This window comes from Trichocoleus sp. DQ-U1, from assembly GCF_039961925.1.
Taxonomy (GTDB): Bacteria; Cyanobacteriota; Cyanobacteriia; order Cyanobacteriales; family FACHB-T130; genus FACHB-T130.
In genome coordinates this window covers 1-21779 of record NZ_JAMPKB010000010.1, presented here as the reverse complement: position 1 = coordinate 21779, position 21779 = coordinate 1, and the positions used below count along the sequence as shown (strand labels likewise).

Annotated in this window: 16 protein-coding genes and 2 pseudogenes; 13 read left to right on the top strand and 5 right to left on the bottom strand. The window is 45.1% G+C overall.

Features of this window, described 5'->3' with window-relative positions:
* Nucleotides 1-403 precede the first annotated feature (403 nt).
* On the top strand, nucleotides 404-2107 hold the full coding sequence (locus NDI34_RS06245) for a bifunctional diguanylate cyclase/phosphodiesterase (RefSeq protein ID WP_190534557.1): 1704 nt from the start codon (nucleotides 404-406) through the stop codon (nucleotides 2105-2107).
* Nucleotides 2108-2146: 39 nt separating this feature from the next.
* On the opposite strand, the gene NDI34_RS06240 is transcribed toward NDI34_RS06245, so the two are convergent.
* Nucleotides 2147-2278, bottom strand: a complete 132-nt coding sequence (locus NDI34_RS06240) for a hypothetical protein (protein ID WP_277877551.1) — start codon at nucleotides 2276-2278, stop codon at nucleotides 2147-2149.
* Nucleotides 2279-2407: 129 nt separating this feature from the next.
* Between NDI34_RS06240 and NDI34_RS06235 the strand changes: the two genes are divergently transcribed.
* The 5 genes from NDI34_RS06235 to NDI34_RS06215 all read left to right on the top strand — a co-directional run bounded on the left by NDI34_RS06235 (nucleotide 2408) and on the right by NDI34_RS06215 (nucleotide 11699).
* On the top strand, nucleotides 2408-3304 hold the full coding sequence (locus NDI34_RS06235; protein ID WP_190534554.1) for an AraC family transcriptional regulator: 897 nt from the start codon (nucleotides 2408-2410) through the stop codon (nucleotides 3302-3304).
* 91 nt (nucleotides 3305-3395) lie between these two features.
* Complete coding sequence (locus NDI34_RS06230; protein ID WP_348232177.1) at nucleotides 3396-4970, top strand: amidase; 1575 nt, start codon at nucleotides 3396-3398, stop codon at nucleotides 4968-4970.
* Between the two features lie 528 nt (nucleotides 4971-5498).
* Nucleotides 5499-10847 (top strand): AAA family ATPase, encoded by a 5349-nt coding sequence (locus tag NDI34_RS06225; protein ID WP_348232176.1) that lies wholly within the window; start codon nucleotides 5499-5501, stop codon nucleotides 10845-10847.
* 283 nt (nucleotides 10848-11130) lie between these two features.
* The gene (locus NDI34_RS06220; protein ID WP_348232175.1) at nucleotides 11131-11355 is read left to right on the top strand and encodes a hypothetical protein; all 225 of its coding nucleotides are present in this window, start codon (nucleotides 11131-11133) and stop codon (nucleotides 11353-11355) included.
* A gap of 47 nt (nucleotides 11356-11402) precedes the next feature.
* Nucleotides 11403-11699 (top strand): antibiotic biosynthesis monooxygenase, encoded by a 297-nt coding sequence (locus NDI34_RS06215; RefSeq protein ID WP_190434234.1) that lies wholly within the window; start codon nucleotides 11403-11405, stop codon nucleotides 11697-11699.
* On the opposite strand, the gene NDI34_RS06210 is transcribed toward NDI34_RS06215, so the two are convergent.
* Nucleotides 11696-12316: a heme-binding protein gene (locus NDI34_RS06210; protein WP_348232174.1), complete on the bottom strand. Its 621-nt coding sequence runs from the start codon at nucleotides 12314-12316 to the stop codon at nucleotides 11696-11698. The genes NDI34_RS06215 and NDI34_RS06210 overlap by 4 nt on opposite strands.
* Before the next feature lie 181 nt (nucleotides 12317-12497).
* The gene (pyrC, locus tag NDI34_RS06205; protein ID WP_190534542.1) at nucleotides 12498-13550 is read right to left on the bottom strand and encodes a dihydroorotase; all 1053 of its coding nucleotides are present in this window, start codon (nucleotides 13548-13550) and stop codon (nucleotides 12498-12500) included.
* 182 nt (nucleotides 13551-13732) lie between these two features.
* On the opposite strand from pyrC, the gene NDI34_RS06200 reads away from it, so the two are divergent.
* Together NDI34_RS06200 and NDI34_RS06195 are read left to right on the top strand one after the other, a co-directional pair.
* Entirely contained in the window at nucleotides 13733-14485 is a 753-nt protein-coding gene (locus NDI34_RS06200; protein ID WP_348232173.1) for a DUF4336 domain-containing protein, read from the top strand.
* A gap of 205 nt (nucleotides 14486-14690) precedes the next feature.
* Nucleotides 14691-15514, top strand: a protein-coding gene (locus NDI34_RS06195) for an IS5 family transposase (protein WP_348232172.1) whose coding sequence is annotated in 2 segments (ribosomal slippage) — nucleotides 14691-15075 and nucleotides 15075-15514 — 825 coding nt in all. Because the reading frame shifts where the segments join, the coding sequence is not laid out codon by codon here.
* 111 nt (nucleotides 15515-15625) lie between these two features.
* Here the strand turns inward: NDI34_RS06195 and NDI34_RS06190 are convergent.
* Entirely contained in the window at nucleotides 15626-16045 is a 420-nt protein-coding gene (locus NDI34_RS06190; protein WP_348232171.1) for a helix-turn-helix domain-containing protein, read from the bottom strand.
* Between the two features lie 136 nt (nucleotides 16046-16181).
* Between NDI34_RS06190 and tmpT the strand changes: the two genes are divergently transcribed.
* From tmpT to NDI34_RS06165, 5 genes and pseudogenes are all read left to right on the top strand, one after another.
* Nucleotides 16182-16820: a thiopurine S-methyltransferase gene (gene tmpT, locus NDI34_RS06185; protein ID WP_348232228.1), complete on the top strand. Its 639-nt coding sequence runs from the start codon at nucleotides 16182-16184 to the stop codon at nucleotides 16818-16820.
* 14 nt (nucleotides 16821-16834) lie between these two features.
* Nucleotides 16835-17638 carry a sulfite exporter TauE/SafE family protein gene (locus NDI34_RS06180; protein ID WP_348232170.1) on the top strand — a complete coding sequence of 268 codons (804 nt, stop codon included), beginning with the start codon at nucleotides 16835-16837 and terminating at the stop codon, nucleotides 17636-17638.
* 104 nt (nucleotides 17639-17742) lie between these two features.
* A complete protein-coding gene (locus NDI34_RS06175; RefSeq protein ID WP_348232169.1) occupies nucleotides 17743-18717 on the top strand; it encodes an aldo/keto reductase in 975 nt (324 codons plus the stop codon).
* A gap of 310 nt (nucleotides 18718-19027) precedes the next feature.
* Complete coding sequence (locus tag NDI34_RS06170; protein WP_348232168.1) at nucleotides 19028-21040, top strand: methyl-accepting chemotaxis protein; 2013 nt, start codon at nucleotides 19028-19030, stop codon at nucleotides 21038-21040.
* Nucleotides 21041-21466: 426 nt separating this feature from the next.
* Nucleotides 21467-21667 (top strand): annotated as a pseudogene (locus NDI34_RS06165) (cupin); the annotation flags it as partial.
* A 16-nt stretch (nucleotides 21668-21683) separates the two neighbouring features.
* Here the strand turns inward: NDI34_RS06165 and NDI34_RS06160 are convergent.
* A pseudogene (locus NDI34_RS06160) lies at nucleotides 21684-21779 on the bottom strand (IS5/IS1182 family transposase); the annotation flags it as partial.

Sequence of the window (21779 nt, the reverse complement as noted above, 5' to 3'; positions counted from 1 at the left end):
AGAACCGCCATCTACTCCACCTAACTGAAAAATGCTGTATATGCGATCGCAATCTTTCCCGGTCGTCCCACGCTCAAAGCATTACACTGAGTAACTTAAACTCTGGCGATCGCTTTCACTTTCCCTAATTTCTCGGAGATAAAAGCTTTATTTATTCTTAATTTTTTTATAAATCAGTGATTATACGGTGAACATTTATGATTTCAAAAATGTACTGTGTAGTGAGATGTATCAAAAATCTAAAATTTTGTTTCAGTGAATACCATATTTAAGGTTATAAATTTAACCTTGCATCGGTTGATTTGAAAGGGAAGTAGTCCTCTATATCTCCAAAATACCAGATATGGTTCTGCCATATTACTTGGTAAGTAATTTGCAAACTTTTAACCCTTGAGCAGCATCTATGAAACTCAATTGCAAGCTTGCCCTGTACTCCTTTCTAGCTCGGTTCGGACTGCTTAAGAAAAGCTATACTGCCAAAATTATGTTGGTGGCATTTTTAGGCACTCACGTACCACTTTTAACCTTATTGATAACTTTCGTTATTTCAAACTCTTATTCCTGGGAAATGACAGTGCGAGTGCTGGTGATTGCTCTGTTGGCTACTTTAGTGGGTACAGCAGCTACTCTGTATGCACTACGCCACCTCCTTGCCCCAGTCATTTTGACATCTGCTGCATTACAAGACTATTTGAATACCAAAAAGTTACCCGAACTGCCTACAGAATTTGCCGATGAAGCAGGCACATTAATGGCAGATACCTCACAAACTCTTCATAAGTTAGATGAATTAATTCACTACATCAGCAACTACGATGGACTGACTGGATTACCTAATCGGGATTTATTCTGCGATCGCTTGCATCAGATAGTATCCCAATCTGAAAACGACCAGCGGCTGGTAGCAGTAGTTTTGTTGGGTATCGACGATTTCACTGATATGAGTCATACATTGGATCGGGAAACCTTAAATTTGCTGTTAAGAGCAGTTGCGCAACGTTTGACAACCTGTATGGGTCAAACAGAGATTCTGGCTCATGTGAGTGGAGATGAATTTGCGATCGCGCTAACGGAAATTCCCTGCTTTGAGAGCGCGATCAAGCTATCCCAGTTGCTAGTAAGTACGCTGGCAAAACCCTTCTTTTTAGAGGGAAACTCGATTCGGATTACCGCCAGTATTGGTATCGCGATTAATGACCTAGAAGATCGTAATGGTGTGGATAAACTGTTGCAAAAGGCTCGTCTGGCGCTATATCAGGCGAAACAACAAGGACGTAGCCAATATCAGTTCTATTCGCCAGAAGTGAATGCTCAGTTGCAGGAACGACTGGTATTAGAAAATGAATTACATGGAGCGGTTGAGCGCAACGAAATGGTGGTTTATTACCAACCCTTGATTGATTTGCATACCAGAAAAATCACGGCAATGGAAGCCCTGGTTCGCTGGCAGCACCCGACGCTAGGGTTGGTTTCTCCAGCTAAGTTTATTCCCATTGCAGAAGCAAATGGTTCGATCGTGCAAATTGGGGAATGGGTTTTGCGAACTGCTTGCGCCCAAACTCGTGCTTGGCAGCTTGCCGGATTCCCTCCAATTCGGATATCGGTAAATCTGTCAGCTCGACAGTTTGAACAACCAAATCTAGTCGAAGTCGTCAACCAAACCCTTGAGGAAACCGGGTTAAAAGCATCTTACCTAGAACTGGAAGTGACTGAAAGCCTCCTCATGGGGGACGTTCAGCGATCTGTTAACACTTTAGATCAATTACGAAACCTGGGTATCTTGCTGGCTTTGGATGATTTTGGCACCGGCTATTCCTCTCTGAACTACTTGAAGCGCTTTCCCGTTACCATGCTCAAGATCGATCGGTCATTTGTGCAGGATGTGACATCTAATCCTGATAGCGCCGCCGTAACCGATGCCATCATTGCCCTCGCAAAGAGCCTGCGGTTGAACATTACAGCAGAAGGCATAGAAACCCAAGAACAGCTTGACTACTTGCAAAGACGGGGGTGTGAAGAAGGTCAGGGGTTCTACTTTAGCCGTCCTGTCCCCGCTGATGCGATCGCCCAAATGCTCCAAGAAAGTTCTCAGCAAGCCGTAGCCTAGAGAAAATCTGGCTAGCTGTTAGACTGCCTCCTTTAATCTCTAGCGATCGCACTTGTTTCGTATTGGGTGAGTGCGATCGCTTTTGGCGTGCAACCACATCCACAACAACTCTCGATCCTCCACGCCTTCAGAAGGCGCAGAGCGATTGGGAGCCTTCGGTTTGGCTCTCATGAATTCCTAGTTGTATTGCAGAAGCTGCTCCATCTTTCTGATGGAATCTTTGTGCGCCTGCGGCTTTTTGTGTCGATGAACTAGGCGATCGATATTGATACACTAGGCATGTAGGGATGAGTTCACCCCATGCCAGAAGCCAAACCTAGAGCGATCGCTAACGAAGACGATCTCATCCAAATCTGCGATCGCTCGCCAATTCTCACCAGTCTTCATGCGGGTTGGAATGGCATTTTCCTGGGACATTTCCGCACACCCGCCTTTGAATCTCCTGAAGTTTGCAGTCCCTTTTGGCATGGTCTTCTCATTTTCCCAAAAACCGATGCTCCAATTCAGGCACGGCGAACCCTAGACGGAAAAATTCGGCATGAGCAAGTCGTTGAAGGGGATATAGTCATTACTCCTGCCCAAGTTAGTCATCGTTCTTGTTGGAATGCAGAACATGACTTTATCGTTATGGCTATTGCTTCTGATGTTTTCGCTCGTGCTATTGACGAATCGGCTGAATCTTCTAACGTTGAGCTATTGCCTCAGTTCGCCATATCTGACGGGCTAGTTCTGCAAATTGGGCTGGCACTTAAGCAAGTGTTAGAAAACAATCCTCAAGGGAGTCGTCTCTACGCTGAGACGATGGCTAATGCTCTAGCGGTTCACCTGTTACAAAACTACTCAGCACGCCAACCTATTCTACGTGACTATAATGGCGGTCTTTCCAAACACCAATTGCGGCAAGTCATTGACTACATTAATGGGCATCTCGACCGAGATTTAGGTTTAGCGGAACTGGCGAAAATCGTGCAGATGAGTCCCCATTATTTCACTCGCTTGTTTAAACAATCAACGGGCTTGACTCCGCATCAATATGTGATTCGCCGTCGAGTCGAACGGGCTAAAGAATTACTCCTAAACGGAGAACTCAGTATTGCAGAGGTAGCCTACAGCGTTGGTTTTGCCAACCAAAGCCATCTCAACCGTCACTTGAAACGTCTGCTAGGCGTGACTCCCAGACATATCCGACAAGGATAGCAAGAACGTACAACAAATTGGACGAATCTACAAGACGCTCTGGATTAGAAAGGTAATTCTGAGTAATGTAGAGTTACAAGGTGAGCGGCAAATGGATACCGTTAAAATTCCTTCCGCTATTGTTGGCAGTAGCGCCACAGAAATTACTCAAAAAATTGCGGCTGGAGAACTTTCTGCTAGTGAAGTCGTTGAGGCGCACATTCAACGCATTGAAGAGGTTAATCCTCGCTTAAATGCTGTTATTATCCCTCTATTTGAGCAAGCGCGATCGCAAGCAAAAGCTGCTGATGAAGCTCGTTCTAGGGGAGAAACACTGGGACTATTACACGGAGTTCCCATCACTATCAAGGAGTCCTTTGATGTAGCGGGAACTGTCTCCAACATGGGAATTTCTGCTCTCAGCCAAACGGCAAAGCAGGATGCGCCACTGGTCAAAAGACTGCAACAGGCAGGAGCGATTATTTTAGGCAAAACCAATGTCCCCCAGTTGCTAGCATCTAACGAATCGGATAACCCCATCTACGGTCGCACCGTGAATCCCTGGAATCCGGAACGCTCTCCAGGGGGAAGCAGTGGTGGTGAGGCGGCGATTATCGCGGCTTTGGGTTCGTGTTTTGGCTTGGGGAGTGATATTGGCGGCAGCGTTCGGATGCCTGCTCATGCCTGTGGGATTTCCAGCCTGAAACCCACATCGAATAGGTTATCGATGGTCGGTCACATACCCCTGTTACCCGGTCAAGAAGCGATACTGGCACAACCCGGCCCAATGGCACGGACTGTCGCTGACTTGAACCTGGCGATGAAAGTTCTGGCGGTACCGGGACAGGAAGCGTTTGACCCCAGTATTCCACCCGTACCTTGGCGCGAACCGTCTGATGTCAAAGTGGAGAATTTGCGAATCGCTTTTTTCACTGACAATGGCATCATTACTCCTTCCCCTGCCGTGCGACGTGCGGTGAGAGAAGCTGCTGTTTCGCTTGAAAAACGTGGTGCGATCGTCGAAGAGTGGACACCTCCAGACTTGCTTAAAGCTTTACAGTTATACCTCCAACTCTATGGTGCAGATGGCTTAGTAACCTCGAAAAGGCAGTTAGGTAACAGCAAACGGCATCCACAAATTAATCAGACCATTCAAACAGCTTCTCTGCCAAAACCTTTACTCAGAGTTATTGCCGCAATTTCTGGATTGATGGGTCAGTCGCTCATCGCTAAGCTTTCCCCTTATATGGGCGAAGTATCCGTCAGCGAATATTGGCAAACGATTGATGAACGTAACCGCTACCGTGCAGCTTTTATGGCAGCAATGGAAGCTAAACAATTGGATGCGATACTCTCTCCAGTTTGCGCTCTGCCAGCACTGACTCATGGCAGTAGTAATTATTTACTCCAAGATGCGACTTATACTATCCCGTACAATTTACTGGGTATGCCCGCAGGCGTGGTATCCGTCACGCGGGTGCGTCCGGGTGAAGAAAGCGATCGCTTACCTAGTACACAGTTAAGTGAGCAAACAGCTTCCAAAGTAGAACAAGGGAGTGTTGGATTACCTGTGGGTGTACAAGTTGCAGCGCGTCACTGGCGTGAAGATATTGTTTTAGCCGTGATGGCGGCAATAGAAGAACATTTCCAGTCGCAACCTGACTATCCGATTCATCCACCTGTTTAGGTTAGGCTGACATCTCCCTTGACCCCTATTTTCAAGAGAGATCGCAGTTATCGCTCTTGTGTCACTCCAGGAAAATAAAAATAGTAGCCAATGGATGAAAGCCCTACTTAATGGACAATCTAGCGATCGCTTGCCTGATAGAAACTCATGTCATAGGCTCAAATGCTAAAACTAGCTTGCTGTAATGGTTTCAGCTTTCGCTCCGGTGAGAGTGATAAAAGAGCGATATATCCTCGATCCTTAGATGAATATTAGAAAAAATACTAGCCTGTTGGCTGCGATACTAAGTTGTTGGAGCAAAGAAATCACTAGAGTCAGACAAGTCAATTTCAAGAAGCCTTGAGTGTTGTCAACAGACATTGATTATCTACCGAGAGATTAAAGACCGTTAAAGTGAAGGGTCAGCATTGGGTAATTGGCGAAATGTTTACGCTTCCCTGGGCAACTCGGCCAAGGCGATTGAGTACCATCAGCAGTCGTTGACCATCGCCCGTAAAGTTCATGACTGCCAAAAATGGAGACCCAAACATGATTAAACTCCCTGGAATTAAAGTTTTAGCCCAAATTTACGAAAGTGCCAATTCCCTGGTCTATCGGGGAATTAGAGAACAAGATAACCAACCGCTGATTCTGAAAGTCCTCAAAGAAGACTATCCTACCCCTGCCGAACTTGTCCGTTACCAGCAGGAATATGAAATCACCCGTAGCTTTGAACTAAGGGGAGTTGTTAAGGCTCACGAGCTACAAAGACATAACAACACGCTGGTAATGCTATTAGAGGATTTCGGTGGAGAATCCTTAGAAAGATTACTCCAAAAAAGACAGTTTACCTTATTAGAATTTCTCCAAATCGCCATTCAGATCGCTGAAAGTCTGGGGAGAATTCATCAGTCAAACATTATCCATAAAGATATTAACCCGTCCAATATTGTTTTTAACTCTCAAACCGGAGAATTAAAAATTATTGACTTTGGCTTGTCCACAGTCTTGTCCAGGGAAAACACTGCCTTAAAAAGCCCTAATGTTTTAGAAGGAACGTTAGCTTATATTTCTCCCGAACAAACAGGCAGGATGAATCGAGCGATCGATTACCGCACTGACTTTTACTCGCTGGGAGTTACCTTTTATAAAATATTGGCAAACCAATTGCCTTTTGACGCTACCGATGCAATGGAGTTGGTTCATTGTCATATTGCTAGACAACCCGTCCCACCCCATAGAGTTAATCCCGAAATTCCTCTAGTCGTTTCAGAAATCGTGATGAAACTCATGGCGAAAACAGCAGAGGAACGATACCAAAGTGCTTTAGGCATTAGAGACGATTTGGCGCTCTGTCTGATGCAACTAGAAAGTGGTGATAAAATTGAAGATTTTGTTTTAGGCGAACAAGATATTTCTGATAAATTTCAAATCCCGCAGAAGCTCTATGGCAGGTCAAGCCAAATTGAAACGTTACTCGCAGCTTTTGAGCAGATAACTCATGGTACCAGCCAACTCATGCTCGTTGCTGGTTATTCCGGTATTGGTAAATCAGTATTAGTTCAAGAAATCTATAAACCCATTACCGAACGACGCGGTTATTACATTTCTGGTAAGTTTGACCAGTTCCAGCGAAATATTCCTTACAGTGCTATCGTCAGTGCATTCCGAGAATTAGTTCGACAACTGCTAACTGAAACGTCCGAACAACTACAGGTATGGCGTGACAAACTCCTATCAGCATTAGGAGCCAACGGACAAATTATTATTGATGTCATCCCCGAAATCGAACTGATTATTGGCAAGCAACCAGCCGTCCTAGAGCTAGCCGCGACTGAATTTCAAAATCGGTTTAACTTAGTCTTTCAAAACTTCATTCATGTCTTTTGTCAACAAGAGCATCCCTTAGTTATCTTTCTAGATGACTTACAGTGGGCCGACTCCGCTACTCTGAAATTAATGCAGTTAATGATGACTGATGTAGATACTTCGTATCTACTGGTAATTGGAGCATATCGGGATAATGAAGTCAGTGCAGCCCATCCCTTGAAAATTACCTTATCAGAAATTCAAAAAGCTGGAGCAACTGTAAATTCTATCTTGCTCTCGCCGTTAGATTTAAGTTGTGTCAATCAATTAATTGCCGATACGCTTAAGTGTGACGCAGAAAGAGCAAAGCCATTAGCCGAATTAGTGCTTGCTAAAACTCAGGGTAATCCGTTCTTCCTGAAAGAGTTTCTCCAGTCGCTTTATACAGAAAACCTATTAGATTTCGATTTTCTCAGTGGCAGTTGGCAGTGGAATTTAGAGCAAATTCAAGCACGAGGTATTACTGATAATGTTGTTGAGTTGATGACTCAAAAAATTCAAAAACTACCAGAAGTGACGCAAGAAGTATTAAAAACCGCTGCTTGTATCGGTAACCAGTTTGATTTAAAAACTCTCTCAATTGTAGGTGAAAAGCCGCAAAAAGAAACGGCAAAGGAACTGTGGTCAGCCGTGCGAGAAGGTCTAATTGTCCCAGTGGGAGATGATTACAAATTTCTGCAAACAGACCGAAATTTGGATGAATTCAAGGTAGCTTACAGGTTTGTCCACGATCGCATCCAACAAGCCGCCTATTCTCTCATTCCCTCACACCGCAAGCAAGCCTACCATCTACAAATCGGTCAACTGCTGCTGAATAGTACCCCACCCCAGCAGCAAGAGGAAAAAATCTTTGATATTGTCAATCAATTGAATTTCGGCAGCAACCTGCTCGAAAACCAGCAGAAACGAGATGAATTGGCAAAGTTAAACTTAATAGCTGGCAAGAAAGCAAAAGCTTCAGCCGCTTATCAACCCGCCCTTACCTACCTAACAGGCGGCTTAGAATTGTTGAACCCCCCTCAGTCCTCCCTTAGCAAGGGGGGAAGTGAAGGGGGGTCAAGTTGGCAGACGCAGTACGATACTACACTTGCTCTGTATGTAGAAGCCGCAGAAGCTGCCTATTTGTGCGGTCAATTCGATGAAATGGAGAGATTAGTTCCAGTCGTGCTGCAACAGGGCAAAGCACTACTGGATAAGGTAAAAGTTTATGAAGTTAAAATCTCTGCTTATCTAACGCAGAACAAGCCATTACAAGCAGTCGATACTGGACTAACAGTTCTGAAGCTGTTAGGACTAAGTTTGCCTAACAAGCCCAGTAACTTAGATATCTTACTCGGTTTGATGGGGACAAAGTTAGCCTTGCTGGGGAAACGAATTGAGGACTTAATCGAATTACCGGAAATGACTGCTCCTGATAAGTTGGCAGCAATTCGTATTCTAGCGATTGTAAGTTCTGCTTCCTATATAGCGGCTCCTAATTTATTACCGCTGGTTATTTTTAAAGGTATCAATATATCGGTCAAATACGGTAATGCTTCCTTCTCAGCAGTGATGTATGCAGCTTATGGGTTGATTCTTTGCGGAGTATTAGGAGACATTGAATCCGGCTATAAATTTGGCAACCTAGCTTTAAGTCTATTAGAGCGGCTCAATGCTAGGAAAGTAAAAGCGAAAACAGTCGCTATTGTTAATTACTTTATCAGGCATTGGAAGGAGCATGGAAGGCAGACATTACAGCCTTTACTGCTCGCCTACTCGAGCGGACTAGAAACAGGAGATTTAGAATATGGGACATATTCCATATTGTGGAACTCCTACAATTCCTATTGCATGGGGCAAGAGTTAGCTGTTGTTGAGCGGGAGGCAGCCAAATACAGTGACACTATCCAAAAATTAAAGCAAGAGCGAAACTTTCATTACATTAATCTAAATCGGCAGATGGTTCTGAATCTGATGGGGCAATCGAAAAATCCCTGCCGTTTAATTGGTGATGTTTATGACGAATCGAAAAGACTGCCCCTTGATCTTGAGGCAAATGATCAAACCCTACTTTTTCATACATATCTTGAAAAACTGACACTCTGTTACCTATTTGGAGAGTATGAGGAAGCGTTAGACAATGCGGCACTAGCGGAAAAATATATAGATAGTGCAGCCGGGATGTTGACGACTACGTTATTTTACTTTTACGATTCGCTTGCAAGAGTGGCCGTGTCTTCTTCTCCCTCAAAATTTCCGCAAAAACGCCTCTCTCGAAAGGTACAATCTAACCAGAAAAAACTTAAAAAATGGGCGCATCATGCCCCAATGAATCATTTACATAAATTTTATCTTGTAGAAGCAGAACGGCACCGAGTTCAAGGGTCAGAAGTTGTGGCAATGGACTATTACAAAAAAGCTATTGCTCTTGCTAAAGAACATGAATACATCAATGAAGAAGCACTAGCACACGAACTCGCCGCTAAGTTTTATCTCGCTTTAGATCAAGATAAAATCGCGCAAGTCTATATGCAAGATGCCCGTTATTGCTATCTCCGCTGGGGTGCAACAGCTAAAGTTAACGATTTAGATACGCGCTATCCTCACTTATTACAAAGAAAGCCCTCGAACAGGGGAACACTTAGCACTAAGCTATCTACGCCGCCTACCACAACAGGAAGTAGCACTTCCTCTGAACTGGATTTGATCGCAATCATGAAAGCTTCGCAAACTCTATCTGAAGAAATTCTGCTAGATAAATTACTGGCAAAATTGATGCAGATTATCATTGAGAATGCCGGAGCGCAAAAGGGCTTTTTGATTCTTGAAACTAAGGGGAAATTGCTAATTGAAGCTGAAGGCTCTGTGGATAAAGATGGCGTGATTGTGTTACAGTCAATCCCTATCAAGTCTGTAGGGGAACCTGGGGATAAACTTTTAATTTCTCATATAATTGTTAACTATGTAGCTCGCACGCGGGAAAGTGTAGTCTTGAGCGATGCTGCTAATGACCCTAAATTTGCTAATTCCCCCTACATCAAAGTACATAAGCCTAAATCAATTTTGTGCTTCCCTCTCCAACATCAAGGTAAACTGGCAGGAATTATCTATTTAGAAAATAATCTAACCACAGATGCTTTTACTTCCGAGCGCGTAGAACTCTTAAATCTGCTTTCCTCTCAGGCAACAATTTCCATTGAAAATGCCCGTTTCTACAATAATCTCACCGAACTCAACCAAGCTTTTGAGCGCTTTGTCCCCCGTCAATTCCTCCAATTCTTGAATAAAGAAAGTATTATTGATGTTAAAGTAGGCGACCAAGTTCAACAGGAGATGTCGGTACTCTTTTCCGATATTCGTGACTTCACAACTTTATCGGAAAGTATGAACCCTCAAGACAATTTCAAATTTATTAATTCCTATTTGTCTCACATGGAGCCAGCCATTATTGAAAACCAAGGGTTTATTGATAAATATATTGGCGATGCAATTATGGCTCTATTTAGTGGTGAGGCAGATAATGCAGTGAAAGCAGGAATTGATATGCTGTGTCGTCTAGCCGAATATAATCAACATCGCACCGCTTCTGGATACGTGCCTATTAAGATTGGCATTGGCATCAATACAGGTTCTTTAATACTCGGTACAGTGGGGGGAAAAAACCGGATGGATAGCACGGTGATTAGCGATGCAGTGAATTTAGCCTCGCGGATAGAAAGCTTGACTAAACAATATGGGATTTCGCTGTTGATTAGTCACCACACTTTCCAGTCTTTGCCAGATTCTAACCAGTATGCTATCCGTCTTATCGATCGCGTAAAAGTTAAGGGAAAATCAAAAGCGGTATCGATGTTTGAAGTTTTCGATGCCGATCCGCCTGAGACTTATGAGGGCAAGGTAGCCACGAGAACGCTATTTGAAGAAGCTTTGTTACTCTACCATTGGCAAAAGCTTAGAGATGCTGAACAATTATTTGCTGAGTGCCTGCGCCGCAATCCTACAGATAAAGCAGCTCAAATTTATCAACAGCGCTGCACTCAACCCGATTAGGACTAGGCAAAAATAGAAGGTTGGTGCAACCTGGGGCAACTCTGAGTTGGAATTATTGATATGTATAGGTTTCAGCCTTTGTCTCTTTACTGATGAATGATACCCGTTTTCACCGCTTGTTATCGCTCTTTTGTCACTCTCGCCTGAGCGAAAGCTGAAACCCTTACACCAAGCTAGGTTTAGCATTTGAGCCTATGACATGAGTTTCTATCAGGCAAGCGATCGCTAGATTGTCCATTGAGTAGGGCTTTCATCCATTGGCTACTATTTTTATTTTCCTGGAGTGACACAAGAGCGATATATTAGAGCGATCGCTCTCTTCGGCTTTTGTTATGGAGGATTGACGCTGAATCTTGCGATCGCAGTGGGCATTATTCACACCCTAGAAGAAATTGCGATGACGTTAATCCTTCCTCAGTGGACTTATGATGTATTGAGTATCGTTCATACACTCTCGACTGCACCAATCTTACTGAAGAGAAAGCGATGCTGTGAAAGCCGCCGCTAGTTGATAGCACCTTGTACTATAGTATCCGTGCTAAAAACATCCAGCCCATGATACTAGAGGTTGCCATCCTTGATGTTAAGCCCAGTATGGTTAATGAGTTTGAAACGGCTTTTAAAACAGCTTCAACCATCATTGCCTCCATGCCAGGGTACATCTCTCATGAACTCCAACGTTGCTTAGAAACCACGAACCGCTATATTCTACTTGTGCGCTGGCATTCGTTAGAAGATCACACCATTGGGTTTCGACAATCGCCAGAGTACCAACAGTGGCGTTCCTTGTTGCATCACTTCTATGACCCGTTCCCAACAGTGGAACACTATGAGGTCGTTGCTTTTCGCTAGCCATCTAGCCGACGAATCGGAATTTGGATTTCACTGCGCTTGGCAGGTTCGGGGACATAGGGAGCATCGTAGAAGAAGCGGCGAGGTGAACCGACGACAGTCCACTCTGGGTGCTGCGCTAACCACTCCCGTAATCGCTCTATGTTCTTTTGGTAGCTTGAGTAATCGTAACTGCCTTTTAGCCCAAGGCTGACAACTGTCATGGGTGCGATGTCTTCTACCTGAATGTTTTGTGCAATCTCAGAAGGGTAGATGTCAGTGCTGCGGTAGAGGAATGAAACAAGCGCTTCACCCCGTTCATTGGATGCGCCCATCTCACTGGCTTCTAGGGTGTTAACTGGATAACGGGTTTCTACCGGAGCCGTCATGGAGATATTGTTAGAGCTGATGTGGCGAAAGAGAGGGTCAAAAGCTCTATTGGCTGCCATTGAGAGTTCTCCTGAATAGCGAACTGTGGCAGAACGGTATGCGGGATATTGTTTGACTTCAATTTGCCCTTCTGGTGTTGGAGGGGGAAATCCTTCTGGCAAGGGAGCAGCGGTAGCACTGTAGGCGAAAAATGCGATCGCCACCACTGCCAGGATTCCTACGGGGAATAATATGTTCTCTAGCTTCACAGGGAACCTCAGAAATTCATCCTATTCTCAGTCTGGCAGTTTTTCATGCGAGCAGGGTTTCACCTTCCTTGCACAGCGCAATCATGCGATCGCAATTTCCCTCTCGACACAGTACCTATCTTACCTTTACCCATCAGCTCCGAACCTAAGGAATAGCGTGTCTATAACACGATTGCCTAAATCAATTAGCCTCAGCTATGCTAGCGTCAAGCATTTGCCACGTCATCTCCTGACCTGCCCGTAAAGGCACAAGTCCAGATTCAGTAAATGGCAATTCATCGGGAACGCGCCAGGTCGTTCTGGTCAAGGTAATCTGTTCGGTATTGCGCGGGAGTTGATAAAAATCTGGCCCATAGAAGCTAGCGAAAGCTTCAAGTTTATCGAGTGCATCAACGCTCTCAAAAGCTTCTGCATATAACTCCATCGCGTGCAGAGCCGAGTAGCAACCCGCACAGCCACAGGAACTTTCTTTGCCATTGCGGGGATGGGGGGCGCTATCGGTGCCAAGAAAAAACTTAGGATTACCAGAGGTTGCCGCTTGCAGAAGGGCCAGGCGATGCTCCTCACGTTTCAAAATTGGCAGGCAATAGAAATGGGGGCGAATGCCACCTTGAAATAGGATATTGCGGTTAAACAATAGATGTTGTGGTGTAATCGTTGCAGCGATATTGTTGGCAGACAGGACATACTGCACAGCATCTGAGGTGGTAACGTGTTCAAGCACCACGCGCAGGTTGGGAAATCGCTGCTTGAGAGGGATCAAATGTTGCTCGATAAACGCTTTCTCGCGATCGAACATATCAACATCTTGATCCGTCACTTCCCCGTGCAGTAATAAAGGCAGGTCTACCTGCTGCATCGCTTCAAAAACGCGATCGCACTGACGAATGTCCGTCACCCCGAAGTCTGAGTTGGTCGTGGCACCGGCTGGGTAGTACTTTACCGCTTTGACAAACTGGGATTCTTTAGCCCGGATAATTTCTTCGGGGCTGGTGTTGTCGGTGAGGTAGAGCGTCATCAGTGGCTCAAACTGTTTGCCAGCCGGAATCGCTGCGAGGATGCGATCGCGATAAGCCGCAGCATCAGCTACCGAGCGTACTGGGGGCTTCAAGTTTGGCATGATGATAGCGCGGGCAAACTGACGCACCGTGTGGGGCAGAACCGCTTTCAGCGCTGCACCGTCACGTAGATGTAGATGCCAGTCGTCAGGTTGGGTAATCGTAAGCTTTTGCATCACTCAATTATAAAACCGCGAGTGCTTTAGCAAGGAAGACCAAGCTAACAACGCCCAGGCACACTGCCTACCAACAGATAATCGGTTTGATGCAGAGGTTACTTGCGGTAGGTGATGGGCACTGCTAGCCTACTTTTATACCCCACGCTAGAGCAGCAAGCCTTTACCTTCCTTTCATAGCTATGAGCAACGACGCGATCGCCCTTTATGAACCAATCAACCTTCTGAAACAGGTTGACGAAGATATTTGGATCGTAGATGGTTCCATCGTGCAGATGGCAATGTATGGAGCAAAGGTGCCCTTCCCAACCCGAATGACGATTGTGCGACTGAGCAATGGTGACCTATGGTGCCATTCACCAACAGAATTGACTCCAGAACTGAAAGCTCAAATTGACTCCCTCGGTTCACTGCGCCACCTCATTTCGCCCAACAAAATCCATTACGCCTATATCAGTGCTTGGGCTAGCGCCTATCCAGAAGCTGTAGCATGGGCATCTCCAGGTGTTCGCGATCGTGCCGCGCAGCAGAAAATTGCAGTAGATTTTGATGCTGACTTGGAAGATGAAGCACCACGTGAGTGGGTAGCAGACCTAGACCAATTAATCTTTCGTGGCGGTCGATTTATGGAAGAAGTCGTCTTTTTCCACCGCAAGAGTGCCACTCTCATCCTTGCCGATCTCATCGAAAACTTTGAACTAAATAAAGTAAGTCAGCAGTTGCATTGGCTACTTAAATTAGGGGGTGTTGCCGATCCGGATGGAAAACTCCCATTGGATTTGCGAATGACATTTCTCGGGAAAAAGGAACAGGCACGTAGCTGCTTACAGCGAATACTTCAGTGGAACCCTGAAAAAGTTATCCTATCCCACGGTCGTTGGTATGAGAATAACGGTACTGCTGAGTTACGGCGTGCTTTTCGCTGGCTTGAATAACGTTTAGACGACAGCAAGCTAACACTTTAATGAAGCGGATAGTGTAAAGGCTCTCATGCTTAGTTTCACTTGTATCTACCGTCGCTCACTTTTGCCGTTAGCCAGCAAGCATTTAGGGTGTTATTGGACTAAATTAGACCTCTTGCGGAATTAAGAGAAATAAGCTAAATAGAGGAAGGATTAATTAACAGTTATAAACAACTAAATGAAATATAAACAAGCTTTGTCAAATTCACCATCTGACTTCAAAAGGCTGTATGGAGTGACACCAGAAACGTTTTGGGAAATGGTGCAAGTAGTGCGGGATGCCAAGCAGGGCAGCCGTGGCAGCTATTCCAAGCTAACAATACCAGACCAAATATTGCTGGCATTAGAATATTGGCGAGAGTACAGAACGCTATTTCACATAGCAGAAGGTTGGGGGGTACACGAATCAACGGCTCAACGGACAGTCAAGAGAATTGAAGATATGTTAATTAAGAGTAGGAAATTCAGCTTGCCCAGTCAAAGAGAAATGGTCAAAAGCAACACAGAAATAGAAGTAGTAATTGTAGATGTAGCAGAAATAGAAATAGAACGACCTAAAAAAAACAAAAGCCATACTACAGTGGGAAGCAAAAGTGTCATACGCTGAAAATGCAACTGCTAATAAATCAAGCCACATTAGAGGTTATATGTGCAGCAATAGGAAAGGGAAGAGAACATGATTTCAAAATATTTAAAAAGAGTAAAACCATTGCTTTGTCGAGGATTCAGGTTATAGCAGATAAAGGGTATCAGGGAATAAAAAACTATCATCATAACAGTAAAACCCCTCATAAGAAACCCAGGAATTCCCAGTTAAGCGCTGAGCAGAAGCGAGAAAATAGAAGTTTAGCCAAACTCAGGATTAAAGTTGAGCATATCATTAGATGCTTGAAGATATTCAGAATTTTGTCTAGCCGTTATAGAAATCGAAGGAAGCAATTTGGATTGCGAGTAAATCTAATTGCAGGAATTTATAATTATGAGCTAAAAATAGCCAAATAATCTTAATTCCGCAAGAGGTCTATTGTCTAACTGAACGTATTGTAAAGGGCTAGGTTAAGCATTTCTAAAAGCATTTAATATCGCTTGCATTACTTTTCCTGAGCCTCTTGCTTAAAGCTTATTGTCCTTCAATTTATTGGGTTGCCTAAAACGATTTTTACTAGCAATACGCAGGAGCCGCAAGAATTTTGGACATTCAAAATGGTTGGGCGCAGTGCAAGCTGCCGCGTGGCGGAGACCATCGCGCATCGCAGTCAGTTCTTTAATCTTTTTATCCAACTCATCTGCCTTTGCTAAGAGCAGCATTCTATTGATTTCAGGGACTTCAGGCGTAAACATTTCACGAATCTCATCGAGGGAGAAACCGGCGTTGCGCCCCAAGGAAATCAAAGCGAGCCGTCCTATGACACTGGCATCAAAGAGCCTCCGTAAGCCATTTCTGCCGTTCGACTGGATCAGTCCTTTTTCCTCATAAAATCGTAGCGTTGAGGTCGGTAATCCAGAAGCCTTTGAGACCTCAGTGATATCCATGATTTTCTTGGTGCAACGACTGCTTGACTTCAAGTCAACTTGAAGTTGTATCGTATATTCAAACACAAATAAGCACAAGGCTGACGCGATCGGTTTGTGGCAGATGATGGATACCTTGAGCAATGGAGGCGTTGATATGGAAGCAAGTTTTTGGCAGCAAAAATGGGAAGCGGGAGATATTGGTTTTCACCAAAGTGAGGAAAACCCATTCCTTGTCGAACATTTTGAAAAATTAAATGTGGCGAAGGGCGGTCGTGTATTTCTACCGTTGTGTGGCAAGACGCGCGATCTTGCATGGTTGCTTAATTGTGGTCATCGAGTGGTTGGTGCAGAGTTAAGCGAACTCGCAATTAACGAATTGTTTAAGGATCTGGAAGTGGAGCCAAAAATTTCCACAGTTGGTAAATTAACCCACTACTCCGCCAAGGATATCGACATCTTTGTTGGCGATATTTTTGATGTGTCTGCTGAAGTTCTGGGGCCAGTTGACGCGGTATATGACCGTGCAGCGTTGGTTGCAATGCCTGAAAATAGGCGTTATCAATATACGTCACACCTGATGAAAATCACCCACGTGGCACCGCAGTTGCTGATTTGTTACGAATACAATCAACAACTCATGGATGGCCCCCCGTTCTCAGTCGGTGAAGCAGAAATAAAACACCATTATGCGTCTGCTTATCAATTGAACTCTGTTGAAAGCAGGAAAATCCCTGGTGGATTAAAGGAAAAAGTTGCATCAATTGAGAGGATTTGGTTGCTTCAAAAATTCTAAAAAGTTAGGTTGATATGCTGAGTATTGAATGGATGTTGTTGTACATCTTGTTGGGTTTCTTTGTCGGTTTTATGGCAGGCTTACTAGGGGTTGGTGGCGGTGGAATACTCGTTCCCCTGCTAGTATCCATTTTTAGTAACCAGGGTATCAGTGCAGATAACGTCGTTCATTTGGCGTTAGGAACAACATTGGCTTGCACGATCATTTCTTCAATCGCAAGTATTCGCGCCCATGCTGCTCAAGGAACTGTATTGTGGAAGGTGGTTTACGGGATGGCACCCGGCATTATGGTAGGTGCCTTTCTGATTACCCGCATCGCCGCCAAGGTCAACTCAGCTTACATCGCTATATTCTTTGCGCTGTTTATGGCTCTGGTCGCGGGTCAGATGTTTCTAAATTGGCAACCGAAAGCCAGCGGAAAGCCGACTAAGTTACGTGGCTTATTGCTAGCGGGAACAGGCATTGGATCGGTATCCGCTCTTGCTGCGGTGGGGGGTGGTTTTTTAACAATCACTTACCTCAGCTATCAGAATATGGAGATGAAAAAGGCGATTGGTACTTCATCTGCAATTGGATTTCCCATTGCGATCGCAGGTACTGTTGGGTACATGATGAGTGGCTGGTCTCAAACGTTGAGCCTTCCCTATACGATTGGCTTTATCTATGTGCCAGCTTTTTTGGTAATCGCGATCGCAAGTTCGATTGCAGCTCCCTATGGTGCTTGCTACTCTCATCGTTTACCTGAGACTCATTTGAAGAAGATATTCGCCGTTCTCTCGCTGGTTCTGAGTATCAAGATGCTTTTCTCAGTTGTTTAGTGTTGACCTAAAAGTGTGTTCCTAATTAGTGGGCAGATGCTGTGACCGCCAGTAGGATGGGGACAGAGTGACCTGTTCATCGCTCCACCTAGCTCTAGACGCTGATGCATACCTACACGCTGTCGGGCACTGATTTGAGAGTTTCACGAGTTGCCTATGGCTGCATGAATATTGGCGGCACTTGGGATGATACACCGCTTTCTACAGCTGTGCGGGAAAGTGCCTCTCGGGCCATTAAGGCAGCTCTGGAAACAGACATTACCCTGTTTGACCATGCAGATATTTACACGCGGGGCAAGTCAGAGCAGGTGTTTGGTGATGTGCTCAAAGCCTCGCCAGGTTTGCGTGAGCAAATTGTGCTTCAGTCGAAGTGCGGTATTCGTTTCGCGGGAGATCCTCAGCCAAGCGACCCCCAGCGCTACGACTTTAGCTATGAGCACATCGTCGCGTCAGTGGAAGGCAGTTTGCAAAGACTGCAAACCGACTACCTCGATATTCTGCTGCTGCATCGCCCCGATCCGCTGGTAGAAACCGAGGAAGTCGCGCGAGCCTTTGATGCCTTGCAGACATCGGGCAAGGTGCGCCACTTCGGGGTCAGTAATCATACAGCGGGGCAGATTGAGCTATTGCAAAAGAGCGTGGGGCAACCGCTGCTGATCAATCAGGTGGAGCTAAGCCTGTTGCACTCGTATTTGATTGACGAGGGCATTGTTGCAAACATGTCTGGTGTCAGATCGGTCTTGGCAACCGGAACGCTGGACTACTGCCGCAGCCACAACATCTTGATACAGGCTTGGGGACCGCTAGCAGGGGGCAAGCTTTTCAAACCCAACGCAGAGGCAGATCCGGCGCTGAGCAAGATGGCTCCGCTGGTGGGTCAGTTGGCTGAAGCAAAGCAGACAAGTCGTGAGGCCATTGTTCTCGCTTGGCTGTTGCGCCATCCTGCGGGCATTCAACCGATTGTGGGCTCAACTAAGCCAGAACGGATTGCAGCGTGCGCTTTAGCCGATGAAGTCGCTTTGACGCGGGAAGAGTGGTACTCGTTGTTTACAGCAGCTAGGGGTGGGCGGGTTCCTTAAACAGGGGTGGAGCCGATGCTCTCGGCGGGAATTGCGATCGCACGCTGAGCAGCGGAGCACTCCTTATGCTGCATGTCCGCCCTCTATTATGCAATGCCTATCTTCGCGACGACGGCGAGGCATAGGCGACCTTCTAATATTTGAGTTAATTTTGACCGCTTCACAAAATAATTTACAGTCTCAGGTGCCGCTTACTCAGTATTAGCACAACTCTCAGTATTATTTCAAATTGTAAGGATTTTTACTAAGTTTAGATAGTTTTTGGGCAGCTTAATTAAGCTGAAACATAACTGTTAACTTAAAACTATAAATGTTTGACTTTCATTCTCCTACAAAACAAGGCTCTCAGAGTCAAAAATCCTTATCTTCTCAAGCTAAAACGAAAAAATCACTTGCTCGTCGAACACTTATTCAAATTGCGTTTAGTGTTACGGCTGTTATTGTTGGCTCAACAGCGATTAGCTACTTTCAGATTGTTTCTACTCTCAAGTCGCAGACGTTAGACCAACTCAAGAGTCATGTAATAGAGCGAGGTCAACGAGAACAAAGTATCTTTTTAATGGCAGAAGATAACCATGCCATCTTTAAGGAGGAGTGGCTACGACGCTTGGAAAATACTGATAGCGAAGGCGTGAAAGCTCGCTTCGATCAGCTATTTGTGCGTTTTCCCGATGGGGCAACCCGCAATCGCCCCAACTTGTTCGATGGCAAACGGCAAGCAGGCGTGTTCATTGATAAGCCAGTTCTAATCAATGATGACATTCGCCGTCGCGTAGTAACGTCCTACGATTTAATCAATGCCTATGGTCCACCCTGGCATAATCGCTTTCCGGATCTCTACCTGAATATGCCAGAGAATATTGCTGTTATTTACTGGCCTGATTATCCAACATGGGCACAGGATGCCCCCGTTGGCTTTGACTTATCCAAGGAAGAATATGTGTGGGTTGGTGACCAGAAGCACAATCCAGCCAGAGAAACGGTTTGGTCGGGGGCTCAAATCGATGGGGTTGCTAAAATCTGGATTCTTTCTTGTGTAACGCCTATCTACTCTAATGACAGAATCATCGGTACTCTTGGACAGGATGTATTACTGAATGATTTATTTAAGCGAACGATCGAGGAGCACATTGAAGGCGGTTATAACCTAATTTTTCGAAAAGATGGTCGCCTGATTGCTCATCCGCAATTGATGGAGCAAATTCAGCAACAAAAAGGTGAGTTTAAAATTCTTGAATCAGGAGACACTCAGCTAAAACGTATTTTTGAGGCGGTCACAAATAAAGCTATCGATCAAGTCGTCATCGATAATCCGAACGAGAGCAATTACTTAGCTGTCACTACGCTACAGGGACCTGATTGGTACTTTGTTACCGTTTTACCCAAAGCAATTTTGGCTGAAAAAGCGATCTCGCTAGCTCGCTTTACGTTGTTTCTAGGCTTTGGCTCCCTCATGATTGTTGTAGCAATTGTGTTTTGGGTTTTACGTCGGCGCATTGCAACTCCTTTAGAAGAAATCACTGTTGCAACGAATCGAATTGCCAATGGAGAGTTTCAGGTGGTTCTTGATGACAGCAGCCAAGATGAGTTAGGTCGGTTAGCACAGGCATTCAACACAATGATCCGAGAGGTCGCCGCTAAAACGACAGAATTGGAGGCTAAAACGACACAATTGGAGGCTAAAACGACAGAATTACAGAGAAACCTGGAGCAGCAGGCTATTTCGGTCAATCAGACGACTGCCACAATGGATGAGTTAAATACCTCTTCTCGGCAAGCGGCTGAACAAGCTGAAGCGGCTGCAACTGGAGCGCGCCAAGTTCTCATATTGATTGATGATAGTGAGCAAAAGAACGGTTCTGGAACTGCTTCTAGCTTAAAAGCGAAGGTCGAACAAATTGGAGAACAAATCTTACACTTTAGAGATCAAACGACTCAAATCAATGCGATTTCTAACTTAGTCAGTGATTTAGCTAACCAAACGAACATGTTGGCACTCAATGCGGCGGTCGAAGCAGTTCGGGCAGGCGAAAATGGTAGGGGCTTTGCTGTTGTGGCTGCTGAGATTCGAAAACTAGCGGATAGAAGCCGTAAATCGGCTGAACAGATTAGTGAACTGGTAGCCAGTATTCAAAAAGCGACGAAAGCTACTGTGGCAGTATCCGATGAAGGCCGTAAAACTGTGGAAGAGATCGTAGATGCAGTCAATACGATTACAGTGAATAGTCAGCAAATCTCTCTAACGGCTAAACAACAGTCGATCGGAATTCAGCAAGTTGTCAGTGCGATGAATGCTTTGAGTCAAGCTGCAAACCGTGGATAGTCCCAATTAATCCCAATGGAGTGAGCATTTCCAGGCCAGTATTGAATCTGGTGAAGCTTTAGGGAGAACTCCGATTGGAGAAGTTACTGTGGCGTATTTGGAGGTGAATAGCCCTGCTCAAGTAGTAGCACGACAACTATGGATTCGTTTGGGTTTGTTCCATAACTACGCGGTACAACAACGCCCATGCACCCGCCGAACATCAAAATTGATTAGTTGGAATCACAAAGTTATCTGTATCGGCTCAACTGTACCGTTATGCTGCTGAGTCTTCGGTAAAGAGGCAACCAAAAGGCTATCTGTCGATGTTTAGGATTGAATTATTTTGAGGTTGCGGTAGGGCGGCAGGTGAAGGGTGTCTGCGGAGCGGTTTAGGCTTTATTGTGGTGCTCAGACCCTTTGCCAACTTGATCGGAGGACATCAACGTGACTGATGAACAACATTCTCTGCTGAAAGCATCAGATATCAATTCAATGGATGCATTTGAGTTTCGTCATCCGCTTAACCCCAATTCAGAAATTTATTTACGGTTCCTTGGGCGTGCTGTCGGTCTTAAACGCATTGGTGTAACAATTGCTCGTGTACCATCAGGCAAGGAATCCTTCATTTTCCACGCTCACCAAAATAGACCTCCTGCATGAATCAGTGAGTATGTGCCAGTTCGTAGTTCAACAGTCCCGCAATCAAGTTGAAGCGTAAGCCAAACCGCTTTCTACGATTGCGATAGCGTCCCGAAAA